General features: G+C 66.4%; 22 protein-coding genes and 1 riboswitch. Of the genes, 15 read left to right on the top strand and 7 right to left on the bottom strand.

Features of this window, described 5'->3' with window-relative positions:
* Positions 1 to 26: 26 nt before the first annotated feature.
* Genes ACYVGS_RS04135 through ACYVGS_RS04125 form a run of 3 tightly spaced genes read left to right on the top strand, consistent with a single transcriptional unit; the run spans position 27 to position 813 of the window.
* The gene (locus tag ACYVGS_RS04135) at positions 27 to 251 is read left to right on the top strand and encodes an addiction module protein (protein WP_460587370.1); all 225 of its coding nucleotides are present in this window, start codon (positions 27 to 29) and stop codon (positions 249 to 251) included.
* Positions 248 to 556 (top strand): type II toxin-antitoxin system RelE/ParE family toxin, encoded by a 309-nt coding sequence (locus ACYVGS_RS04130; RefSeq protein ID WP_460587369.1) that lies wholly within the window; start codon positions 248 to 250, stop codon positions 554 to 556. Before ACYVGS_RS04135 ends, ACYVGS_RS04130 begins: the two co-directional genes overlap by 4 nt.
* Entirely contained in the window at positions 553 to 813 is a 261-nt protein-coding gene (locus ACYVGS_RS04125) for a helix-turn-helix domain-containing protein (protein WP_460587368.1), read from the top strand. The genes ACYVGS_RS04130 and ACYVGS_RS04125 overlap by 4 nt, the downstream gene beginning before the upstream one ends.
* Before the next feature lie 2 nt (positions 814 to 815).
* On the opposite strand, the gene ACYVGS_RS04120 is transcribed toward ACYVGS_RS04125, so the two are convergent.
* Positions 816 to 1772 carry a LysR family transcriptional regulator gene (locus ACYVGS_RS04120; protein ID WP_460587367.1) on the bottom strand — a complete coding sequence of 319 codons (957 nt, stop codon included), beginning with the start codon at positions 1770 to 1772 and terminating at the stop codon, positions 816 to 818.
* 199 nt (positions 1773 to 1971) lie between these two features.
* Between ACYVGS_RS04120 and ACYVGS_RS04115 the strand changes: the two genes are divergently transcribed.
* Positions 1972 to 3732, top strand: coding sequence for an acyl-CoA dehydrogenase (locus ACYVGS_RS04115; protein ID WP_460587366.1), 1761 nt, complete (start codon positions 1972 to 1974; stop codon positions 3730 to 3732).
* 13 nt (positions 3733 to 3745) lie between these two features.
* On the opposite strand, the gene nadC is transcribed toward ACYVGS_RS04115, so the two are convergent.
* Positions 3746 to 4582 carry a carboxylating nicotinate-nucleotide diphosphorylase gene (gene nadC, locus ACYVGS_RS04110; protein ID WP_460587365.1) on the bottom strand — a complete coding sequence of 279 codons (837 nt, stop codon included), beginning with the start codon at positions 4580 to 4582 and terminating at the stop codon, positions 3746 to 3748.
* Between the two features lie 172 nt (positions 4583 to 4754).
* On the opposite strand from nadC, the gene ampD reads away from it, so the two are divergent.
* The 4 genes from ampD to ACYVGS_RS04090 all read left to right on the top strand — a co-directional run bounded on the left by ampD (position 4755) and on the right by ACYVGS_RS04090 (position 9183).
* Positions 4755 to 5318, top strand: a complete 564-nt coding sequence (gene ampD / locus ACYVGS_RS04105) for an N-acetylmuramoyl-L-alanine amidase (protein ID WP_460587364.1) — start codon at positions 4755 to 4757, stop codon at positions 5316 to 5318.
* Complete coding sequence (gene ampE / locus ACYVGS_RS04100) at positions 5315 to 6145, top strand: regulatory signaling modulator protein AmpE (protein ID WP_460587363.1); 831 nt, start codon at positions 5315 to 5317, stop codon at positions 6143 to 6145. The genes ampD and ampE overlap by 4 nt, the downstream gene beginning before the upstream one ends.
* Before the next feature lie 86 nt (positions 6146 to 6231).
* The gene (locus ACYVGS_RS04095; RefSeq protein WP_460587362.1) at positions 6232 to 7800 is read left to right on the top strand and encodes a transcriptional regulator; all 1569 of its coding nucleotides are present in this window, start codon (positions 6232 to 6234) and stop codon (positions 7798 to 7800) included.
* A gap of 9 nt (positions 7801 to 7809) precedes the next feature.
* Positions 7810 to 9183, top strand: coding sequence for a serine/threonine-protein kinase (locus ACYVGS_RS04090; RefSeq protein WP_460587361.1), 1374 nt, complete (start codon positions 7810 to 7812; stop codon positions 9181 to 9183).
* A gap of 6 nt (positions 9184 to 9189) precedes the next feature.
* On the opposite strand, the gene ACYVGS_RS04085 is transcribed toward ACYVGS_RS04090, so the two are convergent.
* Complete coding sequence (locus ACYVGS_RS04085; RefSeq protein WP_460587360.1) at positions 9190 to 10095, bottom strand: 2-dehydropantoate 2-reductase; 906 nt, start codon at positions 10093 to 10095, stop codon at positions 9190 to 9192.
* A gap of 55 nt (positions 10096 to 10150) precedes the next feature.
* Here ACYVGS_RS04085 and ACYVGS_RS04080 point away from each other — a divergent pair, with 55 nt between their 5' ends.
* Positions 10151 to 10633: a YajQ family nucleotide-binding protein gene (locus ACYVGS_RS04080; RefSeq protein ID WP_460587359.1), complete on the top strand. Its 483-nt coding sequence runs from the start codon at positions 10151 to 10153 to the stop codon at positions 10631 to 10633.
* Here the strand turns inward: ACYVGS_RS04080 and ACYVGS_RS04075 are convergent.
* From ACYVGS_RS04075 to ACYVGS_RS04060, 4 genes are read right to left on the bottom strand one after another with little or no spacing between them, the layout of a single operon-like run.
* Positions 10614 to 11510, bottom strand: coding sequence for a choline/ethanolamine kinase family protein (locus tag ACYVGS_RS04075; RefSeq protein ID WP_460587358.1), 897 nt, complete (start codon positions 11508 to 11510; stop codon positions 10614 to 10616). The two genes, ACYVGS_RS04080 and ACYVGS_RS04075, sit on opposite strands and share 20 nt — an antisense overlap.
* Complete coding sequence (gene pnuC, locus ACYVGS_RS04070) at positions 11477 to 12079, bottom strand: nicotinamide mononucleotide transporter family protein (protein WP_460587357.1); 603 nt, start codon at positions 12077 to 12079, stop codon at positions 11477 to 11479. The genes ACYVGS_RS04075 and pnuC overlap by 34 nt, the downstream gene beginning before the upstream one ends.
* Positions 12076 to 12330 (bottom strand): YkoF family thiamine/hydroxymethylpyrimidine-binding protein, encoded by a 255-nt coding sequence (locus ACYVGS_RS04065; protein WP_460587356.1) that lies wholly within the window; start codon positions 12328 to 12330, stop codon positions 12076 to 12078. The genes pnuC and ACYVGS_RS04065 overlap by 4 nt, the downstream gene beginning before the upstream one ends.
* Before the next feature lie 12 nt (positions 12331 to 12342).
* Positions 12343 to 14442: a TonB-dependent receptor gene (locus ACYVGS_RS04060; RefSeq protein WP_460587355.1), complete on the bottom strand. Its 2100-nt coding sequence runs from the start codon at positions 14440 to 14442 to the stop codon at positions 12343 to 12345.
* Between the two features lie 55 nt (positions 14443 to 14497).
* Positions 14498 to 14597: riboswitch (TPP riboswitch) on the bottom strand.
* Positions 14598 to 14706: 109 nt separating this feature from the next.
* On the opposite strand from ACYVGS_RS04060, the gene ACYVGS_RS04055 reads away from it, so the two are divergent.
* The 6 genes from ACYVGS_RS04055 to ACYVGS_RS04030 all read left to right on the top strand — a co-directional run bounded on the left by ACYVGS_RS04055 (position 14707) and on the right by ACYVGS_RS04030 (position 20182).
* Positions 14707 to 15849 carry a GGDEF domain-containing protein gene (locus ACYVGS_RS04055; protein WP_460587354.1) on the top strand — a complete coding sequence of 381 codons (1143 nt, stop codon included), beginning with the start codon at positions 14707 to 14709 and terminating at the stop codon, positions 15847 to 15849.
* A gap of 19 nt (positions 15850 to 15868) precedes the next feature.
* Complete coding sequence (gene can, locus ACYVGS_RS04050) at positions 15869 to 16516, top strand: carbonic anhydrase (protein ID WP_460587353.1); 648 nt, start codon at positions 15869 to 15871, stop codon at positions 16514 to 16516.
* Positions 16517 to 16608: 92 nt separating this feature from the next.
* The gene (locus ACYVGS_RS04045; protein ID WP_460587352.1) at positions 16609 to 17541 is read left to right on the top strand and encodes an NAD-dependent epimerase/dehydratase family protein; all 933 of its coding nucleotides are present in this window, start codon (positions 16609 to 16611) and stop codon (positions 17539 to 17541) included.
* A 12-nt stretch (positions 17542 to 17553) separates the two neighbouring features.
* Positions 17554 to 17736 (top strand): hypothetical protein, encoded by a 183-nt coding sequence (locus tag ACYVGS_RS04040; RefSeq protein ID WP_460587351.1) that lies wholly within the window; start codon positions 17554 to 17556, stop codon positions 17734 to 17736.
* A 110-nt stretch (positions 17737 to 17846) separates the two neighbouring features.
* Positions 17847 to 18968: a DUF1214 domain-containing protein gene (locus ACYVGS_RS04035; protein ID WP_460587350.1), complete on the top strand. Its 1122-nt coding sequence runs from the start codon at positions 17847 to 17849 to the stop codon at positions 18966 to 18968.
* A gap of 38 nt (positions 18969 to 19006) precedes the next feature.
* On the top strand, positions 19007 to 20182 hold the full coding sequence (locus tag ACYVGS_RS04030; RefSeq protein WP_460587349.1) for a sulfotransferase family protein: 1176 nt from the start codon (positions 19007 to 19009) through the stop codon (positions 20180 to 20182).
* Positions 20183 to 20199 lie beyond the last annotated feature (17 nt).

Genomic DNA, 20199 nt, shown 5'->3' with positions numbered 1-20199 from the left:
ATAATAGTTTACTTGGGAGGCAGGCAATGGATCTGCAACAAATTGAACAGGAGGCATTGCATCTCTCGAAGGAGGAGCGAGCCAGACTGGTTAAGCAACTGATTCTGAGCCTGGATTCTCTCTCCAAAGAGGAACTCCGGAAAGCCTGGCTGCAGGAGGCTGCTCGCCGTGCGGAAGAAATCGACGACAAGCTCCTCTCGGCTGTCCCTGGAAGTGCAGTTCTGTCCAAGGCGCGAGCAATGGTGGGGTGACCTTCAGTTTTCATCCCGCTGCGGAGTCCGAGTTTCTGGATTCAGTTGGCTATTATGAATCCGAGGCTCCTGGTCTGGGTCGGTTATTTTTGGATGAGTTCGAGACTTTAATCGAACTGATATGCGAGCAGCCCAGTGCCTGGAGAGTCGAAGTCGAACCCGATATTCGGATGGTCCCTCTCCGGCGGTTTCCTCTCTCACTTATCTATCGGGAGCGTGCTGGCGCCGTATTGATACTCGCCGTTGCGCACCAAAGCCGGAGGCCACATTACTGGCGCAAAAGGTTTGAGGGTGAAGATCAATGAGCAACTCTCGTAAATCGGTAAAAAGGGTCAATGTATCTGTCGGTGACTCGGTACGAATCCTGCGCGAACTGCAGGAAATGAGTCAGAACGAACTGGCTAAAGCCACTGGTATCCCGCAATCAACCATTTCTGCCATTGAAAATGATCGCGTTCGCCTCGGGGTTGAGCGCGCTAAAGTTCTTGCCAGGGCCTTGCGTTGTCACCCGGCCGTACTGGTTTTCCCTGGCTGGGATATCGAACATGACTCAGCTGCGTGAATTCACGGCAGTGGCTCCCGCCCATCCAGCCGGTGCGCGGTGTCGGTGATCAGCCGGCGCAGCCAGCGGTTGCCGGGGTTGTGTTGCAGCAGGGGGCTCCAGGCCATGGTCAGCTCCAGGGGCGGGATAGGCAGTGGCGGCTCGCGCATGACCACCTTTGGATCTTCTGCGCGCAGCTGGGCCGCCCGGGAGGGCAGGGTGACGATCAGGTCGTGCTGCTCCGCCAGCAGCATCGCGGTCTGGTAGTGGCGGGTGAACACGCGAATCTGCCGCTTCTTGCCCAGCCGGGCCAGGGCACTGTCCACCCAGCCCAGGCGCTGGACGTCGTCCGGGTCGACGCCGACACCCACGCCCATGCCGGTCTTGCTGACCCAGACATGGCCGGCCTCGAGGTAGCTGTCGAGGGTGAAGTTTTCCAGCACCGGATTGTCGCGGCTCATCAGGCAGCTGAAGCTGTCCCGCCACAGCAGGACCTGGTGGAAAGACTGGGGCAGGCTGTCGAAGCGGTTGATGGCCATGTCCACCTTGCCGCGCTCGACGTCCAGGAAACTCACATCCGAGGGGTTCATGATGTCCAGGGTGACACCCGGCGCCTGCTGGCGGAGCAGTGCCAGCACCTCCGGCAGCAGCGTCGATTCGGCGTAGTCGCTGGCCATGATGCGGAACACCCGCTGGGCCTTGTCCGGTTCAAAGGGGGTGCGCGGCTGTACCGCCCGCTCGACTCCGGTGAGCACTTCGCGTACCAGGGGTTCCAGTTCCAGAGCGCGGTCAGTGGGTGTCATGCCATCGGAGGTGCGCACCAGCAAGGGGTCGTCGAAAAGCTCACGCAGCCGGCGCAGCCCGTTGCTCATGGCCGGCTGCGACAGGTTCAGCTGATTGGCGGCCTGGGTCACATTGCGCTCCCGCAGCAGGGCATCCAGGTAGACCAGCAGGTTCAGATCAATGCGGTGGAGATTCACGGGCGGCTCCATTCATGAACAGAATGTCGGCAATGTAATGCATTTGTTGGGCGGATGGCAGTGTGGCGCTACACTGGACGCATAATCCCGATCCGTGCGGGCGGTGAGAGGGTTGCGCCTTGTCGGTCGACCGCGGAGCCCACCGTTGTGTCCGCAGAGCGCCAATAAAGAGCGCCAATAAGCAGAGGAGAATCCCGGCATGTACCAGGCCCCCCTGGAAGATCTGCAGTTTCTGATCGATGACGTACTGCGGGCGGAAGACGCCCTCGGTGGGCTGCCCGAGTTCGCGGGACTGGAGGTCGGGCCGGATCTCACTGGCGCCTTGCTCGCCGAGGCCGGGCGGCTTGCCGCCGAGGTGGTCGCGCCCCTGCGGCGGGCCGGGGACCAGCACCCGGTGACCTGTGACGACGGGCGCATCACCCTGTCCCCGGGTTACGCCGAGGCGCTGCAGCAGCTGGCGGCGGGTGGCTGGCTGGGGGTGGCCGCGGACCCGGAGTACGGTGGCCAGGGCCTGCCGGAGCTGTACAACACGGCTGCCTTTGAAATGTGGAACGGAGCCGATCTGGCTTTCGGGCTGGCGCCCATGCTGAGCACCGGGGCGGCCCTGGCACTCCACGCCCACGGCAGCGAAGCGCTCAAGCGCCTCTACTTGCCCCGACTGCACAGCGGCGAGTGGACCGGGACCATGAACCTCACCGAGGGCGGTGCCGGCTCGGATCTCGGAGTTCTCAAGACCCGGGCCGAGCCCGAGGGGGACCACTACCGCATCCGCGGCCAGAAGATCTATATCACCTGGGGTGACCACGAGGCGGCGGAGAACATCATTCACCTGGTGCTGGCGCGCCTGCCGGATGCCCCCGAGGGCAGTCGCGGCATTTCGCTGTTCCTGGTGCCGAAGTATCGAGTCAATGACGACGGCAGCCTGGGCGAGCGCAATGATGTGTGGCCGGTGTCCACCGAGCACAAACTGGGTATCCACGGCAGCCCCACCTGTGTGATGGCCTTCGGCGACAAGGAGGGGGCCATCGGTTACCTGGTGGGGGAGGAAAACCGCGGTCTGGCCTGCATGTTCACCATGATGAACGAGGCCCGTCTCAAGGTCGGCGTGCAGGGGCTGGCCGCCGCCGAGGGCGCTCGCCAGCAGGCCCTGGGTTACGCCCGGGAGCGGGTTCAGGGCGGTGTCGCGATCATTCATCACCCCGACGTGCGGCGCATGCTGCTGACCATGAGCGCGCTCACGGAAGCCATGCGGGCCCTGGCCTGCAGCGAGGCCCTGACCCTCGACCTGGCGCATCGCGGACCGGAGGCGGAGCGCCCGGCCCAGCAGGCGCGCATCGATCTGATGATTCCGGTGATCAAGGCCTGGATGACCGAACTGGGGGAGGAGGTGGCGTCCCTGGGTATCCAGGTGCACGGTGGCATGGGCTACATCGAGGAAACCGGCGCGGCACAGTTCCTGCGGGATGTGCGCATCACCTCCATCTACGAGGGGACCAACGGTATCCAGGCGGCGGACCTGGTCGCCCGCAAGCTGGCCCGGGATGGGGGGGGCGCGCTCGCAACCGTCCTCGAGGCGGTGGGGGGCACCACGTCACAGCTGTCGGAGCACGCCGATCCCGGCTTGTGCCAGCTCGGCAGCGCCCTGGAACAGGCGCGGTCTGCCCTGGAGGCCAGTGCCGACCTGTTGCTGCAGCGACATGCGCAGGACCCGGCCCGGGCGCTGGGGGGCAGTTTCGATTTCCTGATGCAGTGCGGCTACCTGTTCGGCGGCTGGCAGCTGGCCCGGGGCGCACTGGTGGCGGCCGCACGGGCGGCGGGGAGTGACAATCCCTTCTACCCGCGCAAGGTGGCGACCGCAGTGGCCTATGGGGAACTGATCCTGCCCCGCTGCGCCGCCCACGCGGGCGCGGTCAAGGGCAGCGGCGGGCAACTTGCCGATATCCCCGAGGCCTGGCTGTAGCGGCGGCGTAGCCTCAGATCGACAGGCGCATGGACAGGTCCAGCGCCTTGCAGTCCTTGGTCAGGGCGCCGATGGAGATAAAGTCGACACCGGTTTCCGCCACGTCGCGCAGATTGCGCTCGGTGATGTTGCCCGAGGCCTCCAGCTCCAGGCGGCGGGCCACCAGGGCGACCGCCTGGCGCATGTCCTCCAGGCTGAAGTTGTCCAGCATCACCCGGTCGGCGCCGGCCTCGGTGGCCTGCTGCAACTCCACGAGGTTCTCCACTTCCACCTCCACGGGCTTGCCGGGGGCGATCTGCCGGGCCTCGCGCACGGCGGCGGCAATACCCCCGCAGGCGCTGATGTGGTTTTCCTTGATCAGGAAGGCATCGTAGAGCCCGATGCGGTGATTGTGGCAACCGCCACAGCGTACCGCGTATTTCTGCGCCCGGCGCAGGCCGGGGATGGTCTTGCGGGTGTCCAGCAGTCTGACGCCGGTGCCCGCCACCAGGCTGGCGTAGTGGTGGCAACGGGTGGCCGTGCCCGACAGCAATTGCAGAAAGTTCAGGGCGGCGCGTTCGGCGGTGAGCAGGCTGCGCGCCAGACCACGCACCTCAAACAGCGTGGCGCCGGCCTCGATCTGCTGGCCGTCCTCGGCGTGCCAGTCCAGCTGGCTGTCGGCGTCCACCTGGCGGAACACCTCGTCCACCCAGGCGCGCCCGCAAAGCACACCGTCCTCGCGGGTGATCACCCGGGCCTGTGCACGGGTATCCGCAGCGATCAGGGCGGCGGTGATGTCGCCGCTGCCAATGTCCTCGGCGAGGGCGGCGCGGACGTTGTCGGCAATATCCGTATCGGTCAGGGCGGGCATGCTGGGCTGGGTCTCGCTGGCTGTGGGAGGGCGGATTGTAGCAAGCGCCCGGGCCGGCGTCAGTGCTTGCTCGCCGCAGGTCACCCGGCGGTGGTTGCGCTGCCTGCGCGCCGATTGAGGCCCGGCGGCGCTGCCACTATGATGGGGGTCCGAATCAGGGTCAGGGGCCGCCATGTCCGCCACACTTGTCGCCGGCTGGGTCAGTACGGCCCGGCACGTGCCCTCGCCAAACTGTGAGCCGCGCCCGCTGGGGGTTGCGCCGGAGCTGGTGGTAATACACAACATCTCCCTGCCACCGGGGGAATTCGGTGGGCCGGCGATCGAACAGCTGTTCACCAATACCCTGGACTGGGACGCCCACCCCTATTACCAGAGTATTCGCGGCCTGCGGGTCTCTGCACATTTCCTCCTGCGCCGCAACGGCGAATTGCTGCAGTTCGTGAGTACCGACGAACGTGCCTGGCACGCGGGGGTTTCCTCCTGGCAGGGGCGCGATAACTGCAATGATTACAGTATCGGCGTCGAGCTGGAGGGCACCGACACGGATGCCTACACGGAGGCGCAGTACCTCGGCCTCCAGGGGCTGATCCAGTTGCTGCGCAGGCATTACCCGGGCATCGGCCCGCGAGGCCTGGCCGGGCACGCGGACGTGGCTCCCGGGCGCAAGACCGACCCCGGTCCGGCCTTTGACTGGTCGCGCCTGGACCCGACATCCGCGCAAGGGGAGCTGGCATGAATTTTCTGGCCCTGATCATTGCCCTGTTGATTCGACAGTCCCGGGGCGTCCCCGCGACCCTGGATCGCAGTACGCCCTGGTGGCGATGGCTGGCCTGGTGCCGCCGGCAGGTCTCCGGGGAGGTCCTGCAGCTGTTGATGGCGGTGGCGCTGCCGGCGCTGCTGCTTGCCTGGCTGCTGGCGGCCATCGACACACTGCTGTTTGGCCTGCCCTGGCTGGCACTGGCCACCTGGCTGCTCTTGTTCAGTTTTGGACGCGGGGATTTCCAGGCCGACCTGCGTCGCTATCGCGACCTCTGTGCCGAGGGCAATGCGGAGGGGGCCTGGCTGCATGCCCAGGCCGCTTTCAATGCCCGCGGCGACCTGCCTGCGGCGGATTTTGTGGCGCTGCAGTGGGAGGTGGAGAAGCGTCTTTGCTACGAGGGTTACCAGCGCTGGTTCGCCGTGGTGTTCTGGTTTCTGCTGCTGGGGCCGGCGGGGGGGCTCGCCTACCGCCTGCTGCAGTGGTTTGGTCGCGAGGTCGAAAGTGACACGGCGCGTCGCGCACGCTATCTGCTGGACTGGGTGCCGGTGCAGTTGCTGGCCCTGGCCTTTGCCCTGGCGGGAGATTTCGTCCGCAGCCGGGCACCGCTGACCGAGGGTCTGTTGAGCCCCCGCCTGGATCACGCCGCCTGGCTGGGAGAGCTCGCCCTGGCAGCCGCGGGCCAGGGGCCGGCCCCGCGAGCCGGGGCCGAGGCGGCCCTGCGGGTGGACGCGCTCTCGGAGCTGCTGTCGCGCAGCAAGGTTGCCTGGCTGGCGGTCGTGGCCTTGCTGACCATCCTCGCGTGAGCTGACCTGTACAGTCCGGAAGGCGCTGCTACACTGCCTGTAAAGGGACTAACGGGAGGGGGTGAACTGGCTCACCCCGCCACGCCATGCCAGATACCTGGTCCAGGGACGGGACGCTTCCCGCTATCGACACGGCCGATGCGACCACGGGTGAGTGGCGCGGCCTCTATCTGACCCTGGTCTTTCATCCCGACCCCGAGCTTATCGGGGCCGCCTGCTCGCTGTTTGCCGACGCCGATCGACGCCAGAACATCGGGCGCGAACACCCGGTCTTTCGCCACGGTGATGCCGCCAGTGAGTTCACCCTGGGCGATCGGCATATCAGCCGGCTGGCACTCTCATTGCACCTTCGGCCCGAGGGGCTGCGATTGTCCCGGCCGGACGGCGCCAGTCGCTGTCTGGTGGATGGCATGCCCCTGAGCGGCAGCCTGACCCTGTCACCGACGCGTCTGGCCGCCGGGGTTACCCTGCAGCTGGCACACAGCGTGGTATTGCTGCTGCGCGAGCAGCCCCGCTGTCAGGAGGGCGCACCGGCGGTCGCCGCAGTGGAGGGCTTGCTGGGTGGCAGCCAGAGCATGCGTCAGTTGCGCCAGGCGATCCATCGCGCCGCAGCGGTCGATCGGGATGTGCTGGTGCTGGGAGAAAGCGGCAGTGGCAAGGAGGGCGTCGCCCGGGCCCTGCACCGGGCCAGTTCGCGGTCCGGTGGTCCCTGGGTGGCGGTCAACATGTCGGCGGTTCCGGTGGGGGTCGCGGCGGCGGAGCTGTTTGGCAGCGAACGCGGCGCTTTTACCGGGGCTGACCGTCAACGGCGGGGCTACTTTCAGCGCGCGGAGGGTGGCACCCTGTTCCTCGACGAAGTCGGTGACACTCCGCCCGAGGTGCAGCCACTGCTGCTGCGGGCACTGCAGGAGCGTGAGATCCAGCCGGTGGGTGGCGAAGCCCGGCAGGTGGACCTGAGAGTGATAGCCGCTACGGAACTGGATCTGGATGATGCGGAGCGCGGCTTTCGCAGCTCCCTGCGTTACCGACTGGCAGGGCTCGAAGTTCGGGTTCCCGCGCTGCGGGAACGTCCGGAGGACATCGGTGAACTGCTCTGTCACGCCCTGGCTCAGAGTTGTACCGAGATGGGCCATGCTTTCCCCCTCGGTCGCCTGACACAGGATCCGCGCCGGGCGGCCCGCTGGGCCAGTCTGTTTGCGCGCTGCCTGCAGCACACTTGGCCTGGCAACGTGCGCGAACTGCAGAGTTGTGCACGGCAACTGGCACTCGCCGCAGAGCGGGGGCCGATGCTGCCGTCGATGCTGGCCAGTGGCCGCGGCGGGGCGGTGAACGAGCCCCGCCACAGGGACAGTGACGCCGTGCCGGTCAAGCCTGGGCCCGAACAGACGGCGGCCCCGCTCACCGATGCGGCACTGCGCGCCCTGCTGGCGGAATACGACTATGACCTGGCGGCTGTCTCCCGGGCTGCGGGTGTCAGCCGCGGGAGCCTGTACCGTCGCCTCCCCGGTCTCGGCTTGCGCCTGGCCCGGGATATTCCCCGCGCGGAAATCGAACGCGCACTGGCGGCGGAATCCGGTGATGTGGCCGCTGCCGCCCGTGCGCTGAAAGTCTCCCGGGCGGCCCTGCAGGCGCGCTGTGCGGCGCGAGAGGGGTGAGTGACGGGCATGGCTGAGCCGCACATTGGTCCCTACCGCCTGCTCCGGCTGCTGCATGAAGGCGGGCAGGGGCGCGTGTTCCTGGGGCAGGATGACCGACTGCAGCGACCGGTGGCGGTGAAGATTCACGCGCTGCCCGACGCACCCTCCGCGCGCCGGCAGGTGCTTACCGAAGCGCGCCTGCTGGCGCGGCTGCAACATCCGGGCGTGGTGCAGATCCACGATGTCATCGCCAGTGAGCAGCATCTGGCGATGGTGATGGAGTATGTCTCGGGCTGTGATCTGGACGAATTGCTGGCACACACGGATCTGTGCCTGGCAGAAAGCCTGGAGGTGATCGAAGGGATTGCCGCCGCCCTGGGGGCGGCGGCTTCCCGCCAGATTGTTCACGGCGACCTCAAGACCGCCAATGTGCTGGTGGACCGGGAGGGGCATATCAAACTGGCGGATTTTGGCATTGCCGGCCTGGTTGGGGAGGCCCGTGGCGGCCGCGGCAGCCTGTCCTGCCTGTCACCGGAGCAGGCCCGGGGGGCGCCGCTGGACACGCGCACCGACCTGTTTGCGCTGGGTTGTCTGCTCTACCGCCTGCTCGACGGGGAATACCCCTTCTACCGCGGCGGGCGACTGGACCGGGCGGCCCTGTTGAGCGCCGATTACCCGCCGCTCGCCCCTCTCACCCCCTGCGGCGAGCCGGTGCCCGCGGCACTGCAGACCCTGGTGGCACAACTGCTGGCCCGCGACCCGGCCCGGAGGCCCGGCAGCATCGCCGCCCTGCGACAGCGTTTGCACCAGTTGCGTCGCGCCTTGCCGCGCCGGGTGAACGGCGGTCTGTTGCGGGTGGCGACGCCGGTCTTTCGCGAGGAGACCGCCGCCGACCGGCCGCTGCCGCTGCCGGCGGACCTGTTGCGGCGGGGAGCCAGTCATCGGGACTGGTGGCGGAGCCGCCTGGCGTGGTGGCCGGGACCGCGCCCGGCGGTCCTGTCCTTCTCCCTGCTGAGTGTGTTGCTACTGGTGGCGGCGGGTGCGCTCTACCGGCAGCAGCTGCCGCCTCCCGCGGTGCAACTCCAACCCCTGCAGCTAAGCCTGGCGCCTGGCGTCGCACTACCCGAGGCGTCGGGCCCGTCCTGGTTGCGAGGGGTCGTGCGGGAGCAGCTTCAGGCGCTGGAGCTGTGTCTGCTGGTGGAGCCGCGGGCGGCTGCCGACGAGACCCTGCAGCTGTTTCTGCAGTGCGAGGAAGGGCTCTGTCTGCTGGGCATGACACGGGATCGTGTCGAAGGAGGTGCCAGCCGCTATCAGCAGGCGCTGCTGCCCCCCGCCGCGGGTGCCGCGGCCTGGGAGAGCCTGATAGGCGAGGCGCTGGCAAGGCTCTACCGGGAGCCCTGATCTCCGTCAGCGGACGAGCTCGCGCACCGCCTGCAGCATCTCGCGGTTGCGCGGCGCTTCCACGCCATGCCGAAGGGCGACCTCGACCAGGTGGCCATTGAGGTAGTCAATTTCCGTGGCGCGCCCGGCCATGACGTCCTGCAGCATGGAGGAGCGGTTGGCGGCGGTGCCCTGCAGCACGCTGTCGACCCGTGCCGGCAGGTCCTTCACCGCCGCGGCCTGGCCTTCGGCACTGGCAATGGCAGTGATTTCTTCACAGAGGGCGGCGACCTCGAGACTGAGAGGCGGCTGCAGCAGTGTGCCGTTGGCGCATTGGTGCAGGGCAGTGAGGGGGTTGATGGCACAATTGATGGCCAGTTTGCGCCACAGGGCCGTCAGGATTTCCGTTTCCCAGCGGCAGCGGATACCCAGGGACTGCCAGTCGGCGAACCAGCCGGGCATCGCTTGGCCGGGCGAGCCCAGCAGGGTCTCACCGCTGCCGGCGTGGCGCACCGCGAGTGACGCCTCCCGCCAGGCGCCTTCGGTGGTGGTGCCCCAGGTGAAGCGCCACGCCGGCCAGCGACGCTGCAGCCGCTCCTGGTAGCCCATGCCATTGGCCAGCACGACCACCGTGGCATGCTTGGCCAGCCTCGGCGCCAGGTCGGCCAGGGCCGCTTCCACCTCGCCCGCCTTGGTGCATACCAGGAGGTAGTCAATCCGGCCGTCACTGTCCGCGGTCTGCAGGTTCAGCGGGTAGCGATGCACCGAGTCCCCGCGTTGCAGCCGCAGCGTGGCCTTGCCGCGACCTCGCCGGCCAATCAGCGTGACCGGGCGACCGGCCTCGAGGAAGAAGCTGGCGAACAGGCTGCCGATGGCGCCGGCGCCCAGAATGTACCAGTGGCGTCGGTGTTCAGCGGACGAGGGGGATTGCAAAGCGGGTGCGGCCCATTACCATGGGCTCCTTCTTTCAGCAGCGGGAATGCGGACTATGCCATCTTTCGACGTGGTTTCGGAAGTCGACTTGCACCAGTTGACCAACGCGGTCGATCAGGCCCAGCGGGTGATCACCAACCGTTTTGACTTCAAGGGCGTCGACGCCAGCTTCGAGCGCGAGGAGCGCACGGTCATTCTGCGCGCCGAGGCGGAGTTCCAGTTGCTGCAGATGGCGGATATCCTGCGCGGCACCCTGATCAAGTGCTCCATCGAGCCCGCGGCCATGTCGGAGGGCAGCCCGGAGGCGTCCGGCAAGGGCGTGCGCCAGGTCATGACCTTCCAGCACGGGCTCGACAGCGCCCAGGCCAAGCAGATCGCCAAGGCGATCAAGGACAGTAAGCTCAAGGTCCAGGCGCAGATTCAGGGCGAGCAGGTCAGGGTTACCGGCAAGAAGCGCGACGACCTGCAGCAGGCCATCGCGCTGTTGCGGGATACCGACATCGGTGTGCCGCTGCAGTTCAGCAACTTCCGCGACTGAGGCCTGCCAGGCCGGTGACCAGTTGCTGGCGCCGGTGTTCCCAGGCCGCGGTCGACATCTCCGCGCCAGGTTGGCAGTGCCAGAGCAGTTCCAGATAGCGGTAGATCACCTGGTAGCGCCTGAGCTGCCGGCCTTCCTCGCCGCTGGGAGGGCGCTGCAGCCAGGCCTCGAGCAGGGCCCCCTCGGCGGCTGCCGGCCAGTCGTCCCCCGCCAGCAGCGCCGCCAGTTCAAACCAGACCGGCCCCATGGCCGCATACTCCCAGTCCAGGGCATAGAGCCGGCCGCCACTGTGGAGCCGGTTGGCCCGCAACAGGTCGTTGTGGCACAGGCGGGGCGGGCCGTCCTCGGCCGAGGCAGCCTGCAGGCAGCGCTGCAGGCTGGTTTGCAGCCCCTGGAGAGCCGCCCAGCGGCCGGGGCTGGCGGCTTGAGTCTGGCGCTCGTAGCGCCTCAGTCGCAGGCCGAGATCCAGGCGTAAATGAATTCCCGGCAGGGCGTGGATGCGCCGCAGGAGTGCGCCGAGAGCCTCGGTCTCCTCGGCGGGGGGCGCCGTGTCGGGTGGCAGGTAGTCGCACAGGAGGGCACCCAGCTCGGCGTGCTGCCAGCGGGGTGCCGGCGCCAGCCCGGCGGCGTGGGCCTGTTGCAGGACGCGCCACTCGGCCTGGCGGTTGAGGCTGTGCTGCAGGGGGTCGAGACGGTCCAGTCGCAGTACCAGCCGGTGCTCCCCCGCTCGCAGCAAGAAGTTGTAGTTGCTGAGTCCGTTGCCCAGAGCACACTCCACCTCCGGTGGCCGCGGCGGCCCCGGCAAGCGCCAGTGGCGCCACTGGGCCAGGGCCTGTTCCAGCCTCAGCTGTACTGGGCGCGGTAGTGCAGCAACCATTGCCGCCAGCCAAAGCAGACGATGACCAGGTAGACCGCGAACAGCCCCGCGGTCATCAGCAGGCCCCGTTCCAGGTAGAGCCAGATCGAGGCGCTGTCGATCACCAGCCAGTAGACCCAGTTTTCCAGCACCTTGCGCGCCACCATCCAGGTAGTGAGGATGCTGCCCCAGGTGGTGAATGAGTCCAGATAGGGCAGGGCGGCCTCGGTGTAGCGCGCCAGCAGCGCGCCACTGACGCCACTGGCCAGGAGCACGCAGGCGATGGCCAGCAGGTGCTGCCGGGCGCCCCAGGTGGAGATGCCCAGGGCGCTGTCCTGGCTGCCACCGTGACGCCACTGGTACCAGCCATAGACCGCCATCACCAGGTAGTACAGCTGCAGGGCGGACTCCATGGGCAGCTGCACCTGCCAGAACAGCCACAGGTAGATGGCCGTGCTGAAAAAGGCCGCGTACCAGCACCACAGGCTCTCGCGCACGGCCAGCAGCAGGTAGGCGACGCCCAGGGTCACCGCCAAGGCCTCCCAGGCGTGCAGGTTGCCCAGGGTCTGCCACAGGGTCTCCAGGTTCACCCGGCGATCTCCAGTTCGCGGGGAATAAACTTGCAGACCAATACCTGGCGACCCCAGCGTCGTTCACTTTCCTCCAGGGCCTCACGCACCAGGTCGAAGACGACCTGCGCCTCGCCGCAGAGCTGGGTGCTCATGGCGTTGGTCACTACCGTGATCCCCTCCCGGCCCTGCAGGGAGTCGATAAAGGCCTGGATGATCGGCAGGTAGTCATCCTGCAGGGGGTAAAGGCTCAGTTCCGCCGTGACTTGCATGCTTTTGCTCCTCTAGAACTGGTAGCTGGCGCTGACACCAAAGGTGCGCGGTTCGCCAAAGGAATAGTAGGGTTCCAGGGCGTAGCCCTTGCGCGGGTCGTTGCCGAAGGAGCCGAAGCCGCGCTGGGCGTAGTCCTCGTCGGTCAGGTTGCGCCCCCAGAGTGCCACTTCCCAGCGCTCTGCGGTGTAGCCCAGGCGCAGGTGGAGCAGTTCGTAGCCTTCGGCGCGGGCGCGGTGGCGGTCGGAGAAGAAGAAGTCGTCCCGGGCCTCGGCGTCCAGGCGCAGGTACCAGGCCTCGGTGAAGGCGTAGCGCGCACCGATCGCTGCCTGGTAGTCCGGAGCGTGGGCCTGCTCGCGGTCGGCCAGATCGACGCCATCGGCATTCACGTAGCGGTCGAAGCGGGCATCCAGCAGGCCCAGGCTGGCGTCGAGTCGCAGGCGCTCGCTGGCCTGCCAGTCCAGCTCCAGCTCCAGGCCGCGGTTGAAGCCGCTGGCGGCGTTGTTGATGTGGTCGATAAAGGCGGTGCTGCCGTCCTCGCGCGGGATTACCAGTGAACCCTTGACCTGCTGGTCCCGGCGGTCCATCCAGAACAGGGCCCCACGCAGCTGCAGGCGGCCCTCGAGCAGGCGCGCCTTGTAGCCCAGCTCGTAGTTGACCAGGGCCTCTTCGTCGTAGGTCTGCAGGCCGTCGAGGCGCGGGTCGTCATAAATGCTCTGGCTCGACAGTATTCGGGCGTTCACGCCGTTGGCGCGATAGCCCCGGGAGATACTGGCGTAATAAAGCGGGCCGTCATCCGTTTGATGCTCCAGGGCGAGGCGGCCGCCCCAGAGGGTGCGCGCCGGGTCGGCCGCGACACCATTGCTGTCGCTGTAGTCGGTGCGCCGGCGCTCGACCCGCAGCCCGCTGACCAGCGTCAGTGCCTCGGTCAGGGGTGTCTCCAGCTGGCCAAACAGGGCGCCGGTGTCGGTGTCGTAGTCGCTGAAGAAGTCGCTCTCCAGGTAGGTGTACTGGCGCTGCAGGTCCTCGCGGTCCCCCAGGTAGTAGGCGCCCAGCACCCAGTCGCTGTGTCCCCAGAGCCGGCTGCTGTCGTTCGAGAGGAGACGCAGCTCGGCGCTGACGCTGTCGCGGTCACGCAGGTAGCGGTCGAAGGACGAGTACTCCAGCTCCGGGGCGATGCCCACAAAGCTCCAGTCCTCGTCGAAGCTGTATTCGGTGTCGGAGCGGGCCACGCTGAGGCGGGATTCCAGGGTGACGTTGTCGCGCTCCGCCTGCCAGTGCAGGCTCAGGGCGGTGGACTGCTGACGGTCCCGTCCGGGCTGGTCGGACAGGGTGCGGCGGTTGTTGTCCAGGGAGAAGGCGTCGAAGCCGTTGTCGATGTCGGTGTGCAGCAGGGTCAGATCGAGGGTGTCGGCGTCTCCCGCCAGCCAGCGCAGGCGCAGGCGGGCCCCGCGTTCGTCGCGGTTGTTGGTGTCATCGCGGTCGAGGAAGTCGTTCTGGTAGAAACCGTCGCTCTGGTGCTGGTGCACCGCGATGCGGTAGAGCAGGCGGTCCTGCACCAGCGGACCGGTACCCGCCAGTCCCAGCGTGTGGCTGTCGTAGTTGCCGACCCCGGCTTCCAGGCGTAGGCCCGGTTCGGCCTCGGGTGCGGCGCTGCGGATGCTGATCAGGCCGGCGAGGGCGTTGGCCCCATGCAGCGTGCCCTGGGGCCCGCGCAGGACCTCCACCTGTTCGATGTCGAACAGAGCGCCGGCGGTGCCGAGGCCGCTGAAATCCACGCCGTCCATCAGCAGGCCGACGGAGGCATTCAGCGGCTCCTGGTACTGGCTGCGCTCGCCGATGCCGCGCACCTGGAAGAAGCGTGCACGGGAGGTGCCCCCGGCGAAGTTCAGGTTGGGAATCGCGTGGAGGATATCTTCCAGGTGGTTGGCCGCACGCTCGCGCACGGTCTGGGCACTGACCACGCTGGTACTCGCCGCCTGGTCGAGCAGGGGGGTGTCCCGCAGGCTGGCGGTGACAACGATTTCTTCCAGGGGCTGGGCGGTGGCGGGCAGGGATGCCGCGAGGACCAGAGCCGCCAGGGCGGTGCGTTTGGGGGTGTAGCAGTGGATCATGGGTTCTCCTCAACAAACAATAAAGAGAACCGGTTGAGAAGAGCGGGCTGGAAACAGGAGTTGATACACCTATCCCTACGCCGGTTCTAACCGGATCAGGTTCAAAGGGTTCGCCGCGCAGGCGTCTCAGGCCGAAGCCACCCCTTAGGTCACACAAAATGCATCTGCATTTGCGCGGCCAGTATAGTCGGCAGTACACTCCGGAGACAATAACGATTCGCAACCATCGCTGGCGTTAGTGCCTCATTACCGCGGGAACCCCGGATGACTGAGCCTTTTGAGTACGACGGTCTGCCTGTCGAAGAGATTGAAGCGGCACCGCCCGTGGGGACCGCAAGCGAGGTCCGCGAGCAGCGCGTCAAGGAGACGGTCACCCTCAACCGCTTTCTCTACCAGGTGGCACGGGATCTGGAATTGCAACTCATGGAGATCACCGATCTCCACGGGCTCCTCGAGCTGTTGCTGGTGGCGGCGCCGCGCTATTTCGGCTTTCGGGCCGCCGAGCTGTGGCTCTACGATCCCGAGCACGTCCTCTCCGGCCTGATCTCCTCGGCCCAGCGCTACGGCCACTCCCTGCAGCTGCACCACGACGTCTTCGAGATGCAGGAACTCTACCCGGTGGAACCGGTGTCGGTGATGGTGGATGCCACCGACTCCCGCATGTTCCAGGTGCTGAAGTCGGACGAGGGCATCCAGCACGCCCTGTTGATACCCCTGCTGGACGGCGGGCGCTTCATGGGCAGCCTGCACTGCGGTTTTGTCGAGGCGCCGATGCCCCACAATGCCGCGGACGCCGAGATGATCGAGCACCTGGGGCGCCTGGTCTCCCGCTGTTTCCGCAATGCAGTCAGTCGCCAGCAAATTTCCCAGCTGACCATGCTCGACCCGCTCACCCAGATCAGCAATCTGCGCGGCTTTGAGAAAGATATTGCCCGCGAGATCGCCCGCGCCCGGCGCGCCCGGGAGCCCCTGACCGTGCTGATGATGGAGATCGACGAATATGTCGACCTCTACCAGCATTACGGCGAAATCGCGGCGCGTTTCGTGCTGAAAAAAGTCACCGAGCGGGTCTCCTCCAGCCTGCGGGCCACGGACTACCTGGCGCGACTGGGAGATGCCCGTTTGTCGGTCCTGCTTACCGGCACCGGGGAGGTGGGCGCACGTGAAGTGGCCGAGCGCCTGCGCCGGGATATCGAGCAATTCCTGATCGATGACGGGCGCGGTGCCGTGCTGCAGGTCACCCTGAGTACCGGCCTGGTGACCTGGGAGCCGCAGCAGTATCCCGCGGTGGACATGGCCCAGCTGGCCAAACAGATTCAAAGTGTCGGTGTAAAAGCGGTACAATCCGCGGCTGCCAACAACGGCAACCAGGTCAAGGTGGCCCGGCTGTCGACTTTGATCATCTGACCGAGGGGGACTGACGGCCGTGAGCGGTGTCGACGAGCTGTTTGCCAACAACCGGGCCTGGGCCCAGAGTATCAAGACCTCCGACCCGGACTTTTTCGAGAAGCTGGCCAACCAGCAGAGTCCGGAGTATCTGTGGATCGGCTGCTCCGACAGCCGCGTGCCGGCCAACCAGATCGTCGGCCTGCTGCCGGGTGAGGTCTTTGTGCACCGGAATGTCGCCAATATGGTGGTGCACACGGATTTCAACTGCCTGTCGGTGCTGCAGTTCGCGGTGGACGTGCTCAAGGTCAAGCACATCCTGGTCGTGGGACACTACAACTGTGGTGGTGTCCGCGCTGCCTACGAGGGTCGCGACAACGGGCTGATCGACAACTGGCTGCGCAACATCAAGGATGTGCAGCAGCGCTATCACAAGCGGATTGCCGCCCTGGAAAGCGACGATGCCCGGGTCGACCTGTTGTGCGAGTTGAACGTGATCAGCCAGGTGTCCAATGTCTGCCACACCACCATCGTGCAGAACGCCTGGAGTCGCGGGCAACCGCTGTCGGTGCACGGCTGGGTCTACAGTCTCAAGGACGGCCTGATCACCGATCTCCAATGCACGGTCAGCAAGGCCGATCAGATCTCCGAAGTCTACCGGGTCATCCCCGGTCTGGAGGGGGGTTAGTCCCTCCCCCCCGAACGGGTGACTCCCCGCCGCGGCAAACGCGCTATGCTTTCTGGCCGCAACCCGAGCAGCGACAATAAAGGAGTCACAGCATGCCCGCAGAACCCGTTGACCTGAGTGGAGCCCGTATTCTCATCACTGGGCCCACCGGCCAGGTGGCCCAGCCGGTCGTCCAGGCCTGGGCCGACAAGGCCGAGATTTTCGCCCTGGCCCGCTTCAGCGACCCGGCCCAGCGCGAGGCCCTGGAACAGGCCGGGGTGCACACCCTCAAGGCCGATCTCGCGGCACCGGATGGCCTGCGCGGCCTGCCGGATGACTTCGACTATGTGCTGAATTTTGCCGTGGTGAAGACCGACAGTTTCGACTACGACCTGGCCGCCAACGCCGAGGGCGTGGGGCGGCTGATTTCCCACTGTCGCAAGGCAAAAGCCTTCCTCCACCTCTCGTCCACCGCGGTCTATGAATACGCCGGCCACGAGCCGCGGGCCGAGGACTCCCCCCTCGGGGACAACCACCGGTCCATGTTCCCCACTTACAGCATCAGCAAGATCGCAGCGGAGGCGGTATGTCGCTACGCCGCCAAGGAATTCGGTGTGCCCGCGATCATTGCCCGCCTCAGCGTGCCCTACGGTGATAACGGCGGCTGGCCCTGGTACCACCTGCTGATGATGCAGGGTGGTGTGCCGATCGATGTACACCCGGAGCGACCGAACACCTACAACTTGCTGCATGTCGACGACTACATGGAAAAGCTGCCGCGCCTGCTGGCCGCTGCCGGGACCGAGGTGCCGACCGTCAACTTCGGTGGCTCCCAGGCGGTGAGCATCGAGGAGTGGTGCGCCTACCTGCAGGAGCTGACTGGCTTCGAGCCGGTGTTCCAGGACAACCCCAAGGCCTTCGGCAGCCTGGCCATCGACCCCACCCGCATGCACGAGCTGATCGGCCCCACCCGGGTCGACTGGAAAGACGGCATCCGCCGCATGGTGGCCAACCTGGCCCCCGAGTTGCTGCGCGACGCAGGCTGAGGGATCGCCGCCGTGGAGACGCTGTTACTGCTCCTGCTGCTGATCTTCGTCGGCGTCGGCCTGATGGTCTTCCTCGGGGAGCGCTTTGCCTCCCCGATGGAGCCGGAGCGCATGGCGCGTCTGCAGCGCTGGCTGTGGCCGCTGGTGGGCCTGATGCTGGTGCTTTCCCTGCTCAATCACACGTTCGGCAACTGAGTCTCGTCACTGCCCGGGCCCGACGCGCGGCCAACCACCCACAAGGGTGATGTGCGCCGGGCCCCGGGTTGCCATACTCCCCCACGTTCCCACAGTACAGGTGAAGGCCCATGTCCGATAATGACAAATTGCAGGCGCTGCTCCGCGGCGACCTGTGGAACGAATTCTGCGACTCCCTGAAAGCGGCGGGCAACCAGGTGCTGGCCGAGGATACTCCCGACGACCCGCTGAGCCGGGCCGAGGGCTTCCGCTACCTGACCCGGCTGCTGCGTCTCAGCCTGGAGAAGAACCTCGAGTTTGGCGATCCCTGGCACCCGCAGTTCTACTCCCTGTCCCACGAGACGGCGAAGATCGGCAACGACAACCCCGACAACTTCTACCAGAACTGCGCCGTGGACGGCCGCTGCACCTACCGCATCAGCGGCAATGTGGGTACGGTCGACTACCTGAGTATCGAGACCAAGGCCGGGTCCTACGTCGGCGGCGGTGACATGCAGCCCACCGGTCACATCGCCCTGGGCGAGATCGACACCGATGCCGAGGGCAACTTTACCCTGCTGGTCAGTGCCAGCGAACAGCCCGGCAACTGGCTGTCGATGAGCGAGCAGAGCGACAATATCCTGGTGCGCCAGACTTTCCGCGACCGCGCCAGCGAGCGCCGGGCAGAGCTGCAGATCGAGTGCCTGGACCCCCGCGGCAGCGCCGTGCTCGACCCGGCGCAGTTCGCCGCGCAGCTGGAGGGCGTGGTGCCCTTCGTGACCGGCACGGCGGGTCTGTTCCGCGAGTGGATGGCGGGTTTCCGCACCCACACCAACCAGCTGCCCCCCAATGACCAGAGCATGTGCCTGCGGGCCGGGGGCGATCCGTCCATCTATTACCACAACACCTACTGGGAGCTGGCGCCCGACCAGGCCCTGCTGATCGAGTTCACGCCGCCGAAAGTGTGCCGCGTGTGGAACCTGCAGGTGTCCAACTACTGGATGGAGTCGCTGGATTACCGCTATCACCGCATCTGCATCAATCGGCACAACGCCCACTACGAGGCCGACGGCTCCGTGCGCATCGTGGTGTCCGAGGGCAACCCCGGGGAGGCCTGGCCGAACTGGCTGACCACTGCGGGCCATGTCTGCGGCAGTCTGCTGTTGCGTTACGTGGAAGCCCAGGACCATCCGCCGATCGCCACGCGTGTGGTGTCGCTGGACGAACTGGCCGCCGCGGGCAGCGCCGGGTAAGACAAGCACAGCAAGCAACACAAGCACAGGAAGCAAACATGCAGGATGAGATTCAATTTGATGCGGATGCTCTGGTAGCGGCCGCGAAGGCCGTGGACGGTCTGGAAGACTTCGGCGACGACAGCTACCGCGAACCCCTGGAAAAGCTGCTCTGGTCCCTGGAGCACGAGGCGCAACTGAATGCCATCGGCCGCACGGCCATGTACTACCGCGTGCGCGACATACTGGCTACCCAGCTGCGGGTGCAGGAGTGGCTCAAGCGCTACCCCGAGATCCGCGACGAGGAAATGCACGCGCCGCTGGTGATCGTGGGGCTGCCGCGTACCGGCACCACCATGCTGCACCGCACTATCGCCGCCGACCATCGCATGTATGCGCCGCTGTGGTACGAAACCCGCTTCCCCTGCCCGAACCTGGACTGGGATTTCACCCTGGAGAACGACCGCCGTATCCGCGACGGCAAGGCCGAAGTGCAGCAGATGCTCGACGGCAGCCCCGACCTGATCAAGATCCACCCGATGGATGCCCTGGGGCCGGACGAGGACATCATGCTCCTGGAGCAGTCCTTCTACAGCTTCAATACCCAGGCCTGTGCCTGGATTCCCACCTTTGATGCCTGGGTCGAGGCACAGGACCACACCCCGGGTTACGAATACCTCAAGCTGCTGCTGCAGTTCCTGCAGTGGCAGAAGAAGCGCAGCGGTCAGCAGGGCGAGCGCTGGGCGCTCAAGGCACCGCACCACCTGCACTACATGGACCTGGTGTTCAAGGTCTTTCCCGATGCGAAGGTGGTACAATCCCACCGCGACCCGCTGGATACCATTCCGTCGATCGCCAGCATGATCACCGCGGTCTGGAAGATCTACTCGGATCAGGCCGACCCGCTCAAGGCCGGCGAGCAGTGGGCGCGCAAGTTCGCCAACGGCATGCGCCACACCATGGCCGTGCGCAAGCAGGTGGGCGAGGAGCGTTTTCTCGATCTCTGGTTCCGCGACACGGTCAGCCAGCCGCTGGTCGAGATCGGCAAAGTGTACGATTTCCTGGGCATGGATCTCACCCCCGAGGCCCGCGCCGAGATGGAAAAGTGGCAGGACTTCAATCGCCGCGAGCTGCGCCCGCCCCACGAGTACACCCTGGAACAGTTCGGCTATACCGAGGCCGGCCTGAAGGCGCAGTTCCGCGACTATCGCGAGGCATTCATCGAGGGCCACTGACAGCGGCGGCCCGCGGC

The sequence above is a fragment of the Haliea atlantica genome, assembly GCF_054779855.1.
The sequence above is the reverse complement of the archived record's forward strand: the minus strand, read 5'-3'. Positions and strand labels throughout refer to the sequence as shown.

Excerpts from the sequence above, each read along its gene's own strand:
- ACYVGS_RS04115 (WP_460587366.1), top strand. The coding sequence starts at position 1,972 with ATGTACCAGGCCCCCCTGGAAGATCTGCAGTTTCTGATCGATGACGTA.
- ACYVGS_RS04075 (WP_460587358.1), bottom strand. The coding sequence starts at position 11,510 with ATGGTTGCTGCACTACCGCGCCCAGTACAGCTGAGGCTGGAACAGGCC.
- ACYVGS_RS04045 (WP_460587352.1), top strand. The coding sequence starts at position 16,609 with ATGCCCGCAGAACCCGTTGACCTGAGTGGAGCCCGTATTCTCATCACT.
- ACYVGS_RS04030 (WP_460587349.1), top strand. The coding sequence starts at position 19,007 with ATGCAGGATGAGATTCAATTTGATGCGGATGCTCTGGTAGCGGCCGCG.
- ACYVGS_RS04090 (WP_460587361.1), top strand. The coding sequence starts at position 7,810 with ATGGCTGAGCCGCACATTGGTCCCTACCGCCTGCTCCGGCTGCTGCAT.
- ACYVGS_RS04055 (WP_460587354.1), top strand. The coding sequence starts at position 14,707 with ATGACTGAGCCTTTTGAGTACGACGGTCTGCCTGTCGAAGAGATTGAA.
- ACYVGS_RS04080 (WP_460587359.1), top strand. The coding sequence starts at position 10,151 with ATGCCATCTTTCGACGTGGTTTCGGAAGTCGACTTGCACCAGTTGACC.
- ACYVGS_RS04135 (WP_460587370.1), top strand. The coding sequence starts at position 27 with ATGGATCTGCAACAAATTGAACAGGAGGCATTGCATCTCTCGAAGGAG.
- ACYVGS_RS04065 (WP_460587356.1), bottom strand. The coding sequence starts at position 12,330 with ATGCAAGTCACGGCGGAACTGAGCCTTTACCCCCTGCAGGATGACTAC.
- ampE (WP_460587363.1), top strand. The coding sequence starts at position 5,315 with ATGAATTTTCTGGCCCTGATCATTGCCCTGTTGATTCGACAGTCCCGG.
- ACYVGS_RS04035 (WP_460587350.1), top strand. The coding sequence starts at position 17,847 with ATGTCCGATAATGACAAATTGCAGGCGCTGCTCCGCGGCGACCTGTGG.
- ACYVGS_RS04060 (WP_460587355.1), bottom strand. The coding sequence starts at position 14,442 with ATGATCCACTGCTACACCCCCAAACGCACCGCCCTGGCGGCTCTGGTC.
- ACYVGS_RS04125 (WP_460587368.1), top strand. The coding sequence starts at position 553 with ATGAGCAACTCTCGTAAATCGGTAAAAAGGGTCAATGTATCTGTCGGT.
- ampD (WP_460587364.1), top strand. The coding sequence starts at position 4,755 with ATGTCCGCCACACTTGTCGCCGGCTGGGTCAGTACGGCCCGGCACGTG.
- nadC (WP_460587365.1), bottom strand. The coding sequence starts at position 4,582 with ATGCCCGCCCTGACCGATACGGATATTGCCGACAACGTCCGCGCCGCC.
- ACYVGS_RS04095 (WP_460587362.1), top strand. The coding sequence starts at position 6,232 with ATGCCAGATACCTGGTCCAGGGACGGGACGCTTCCCGCTATCGACACG.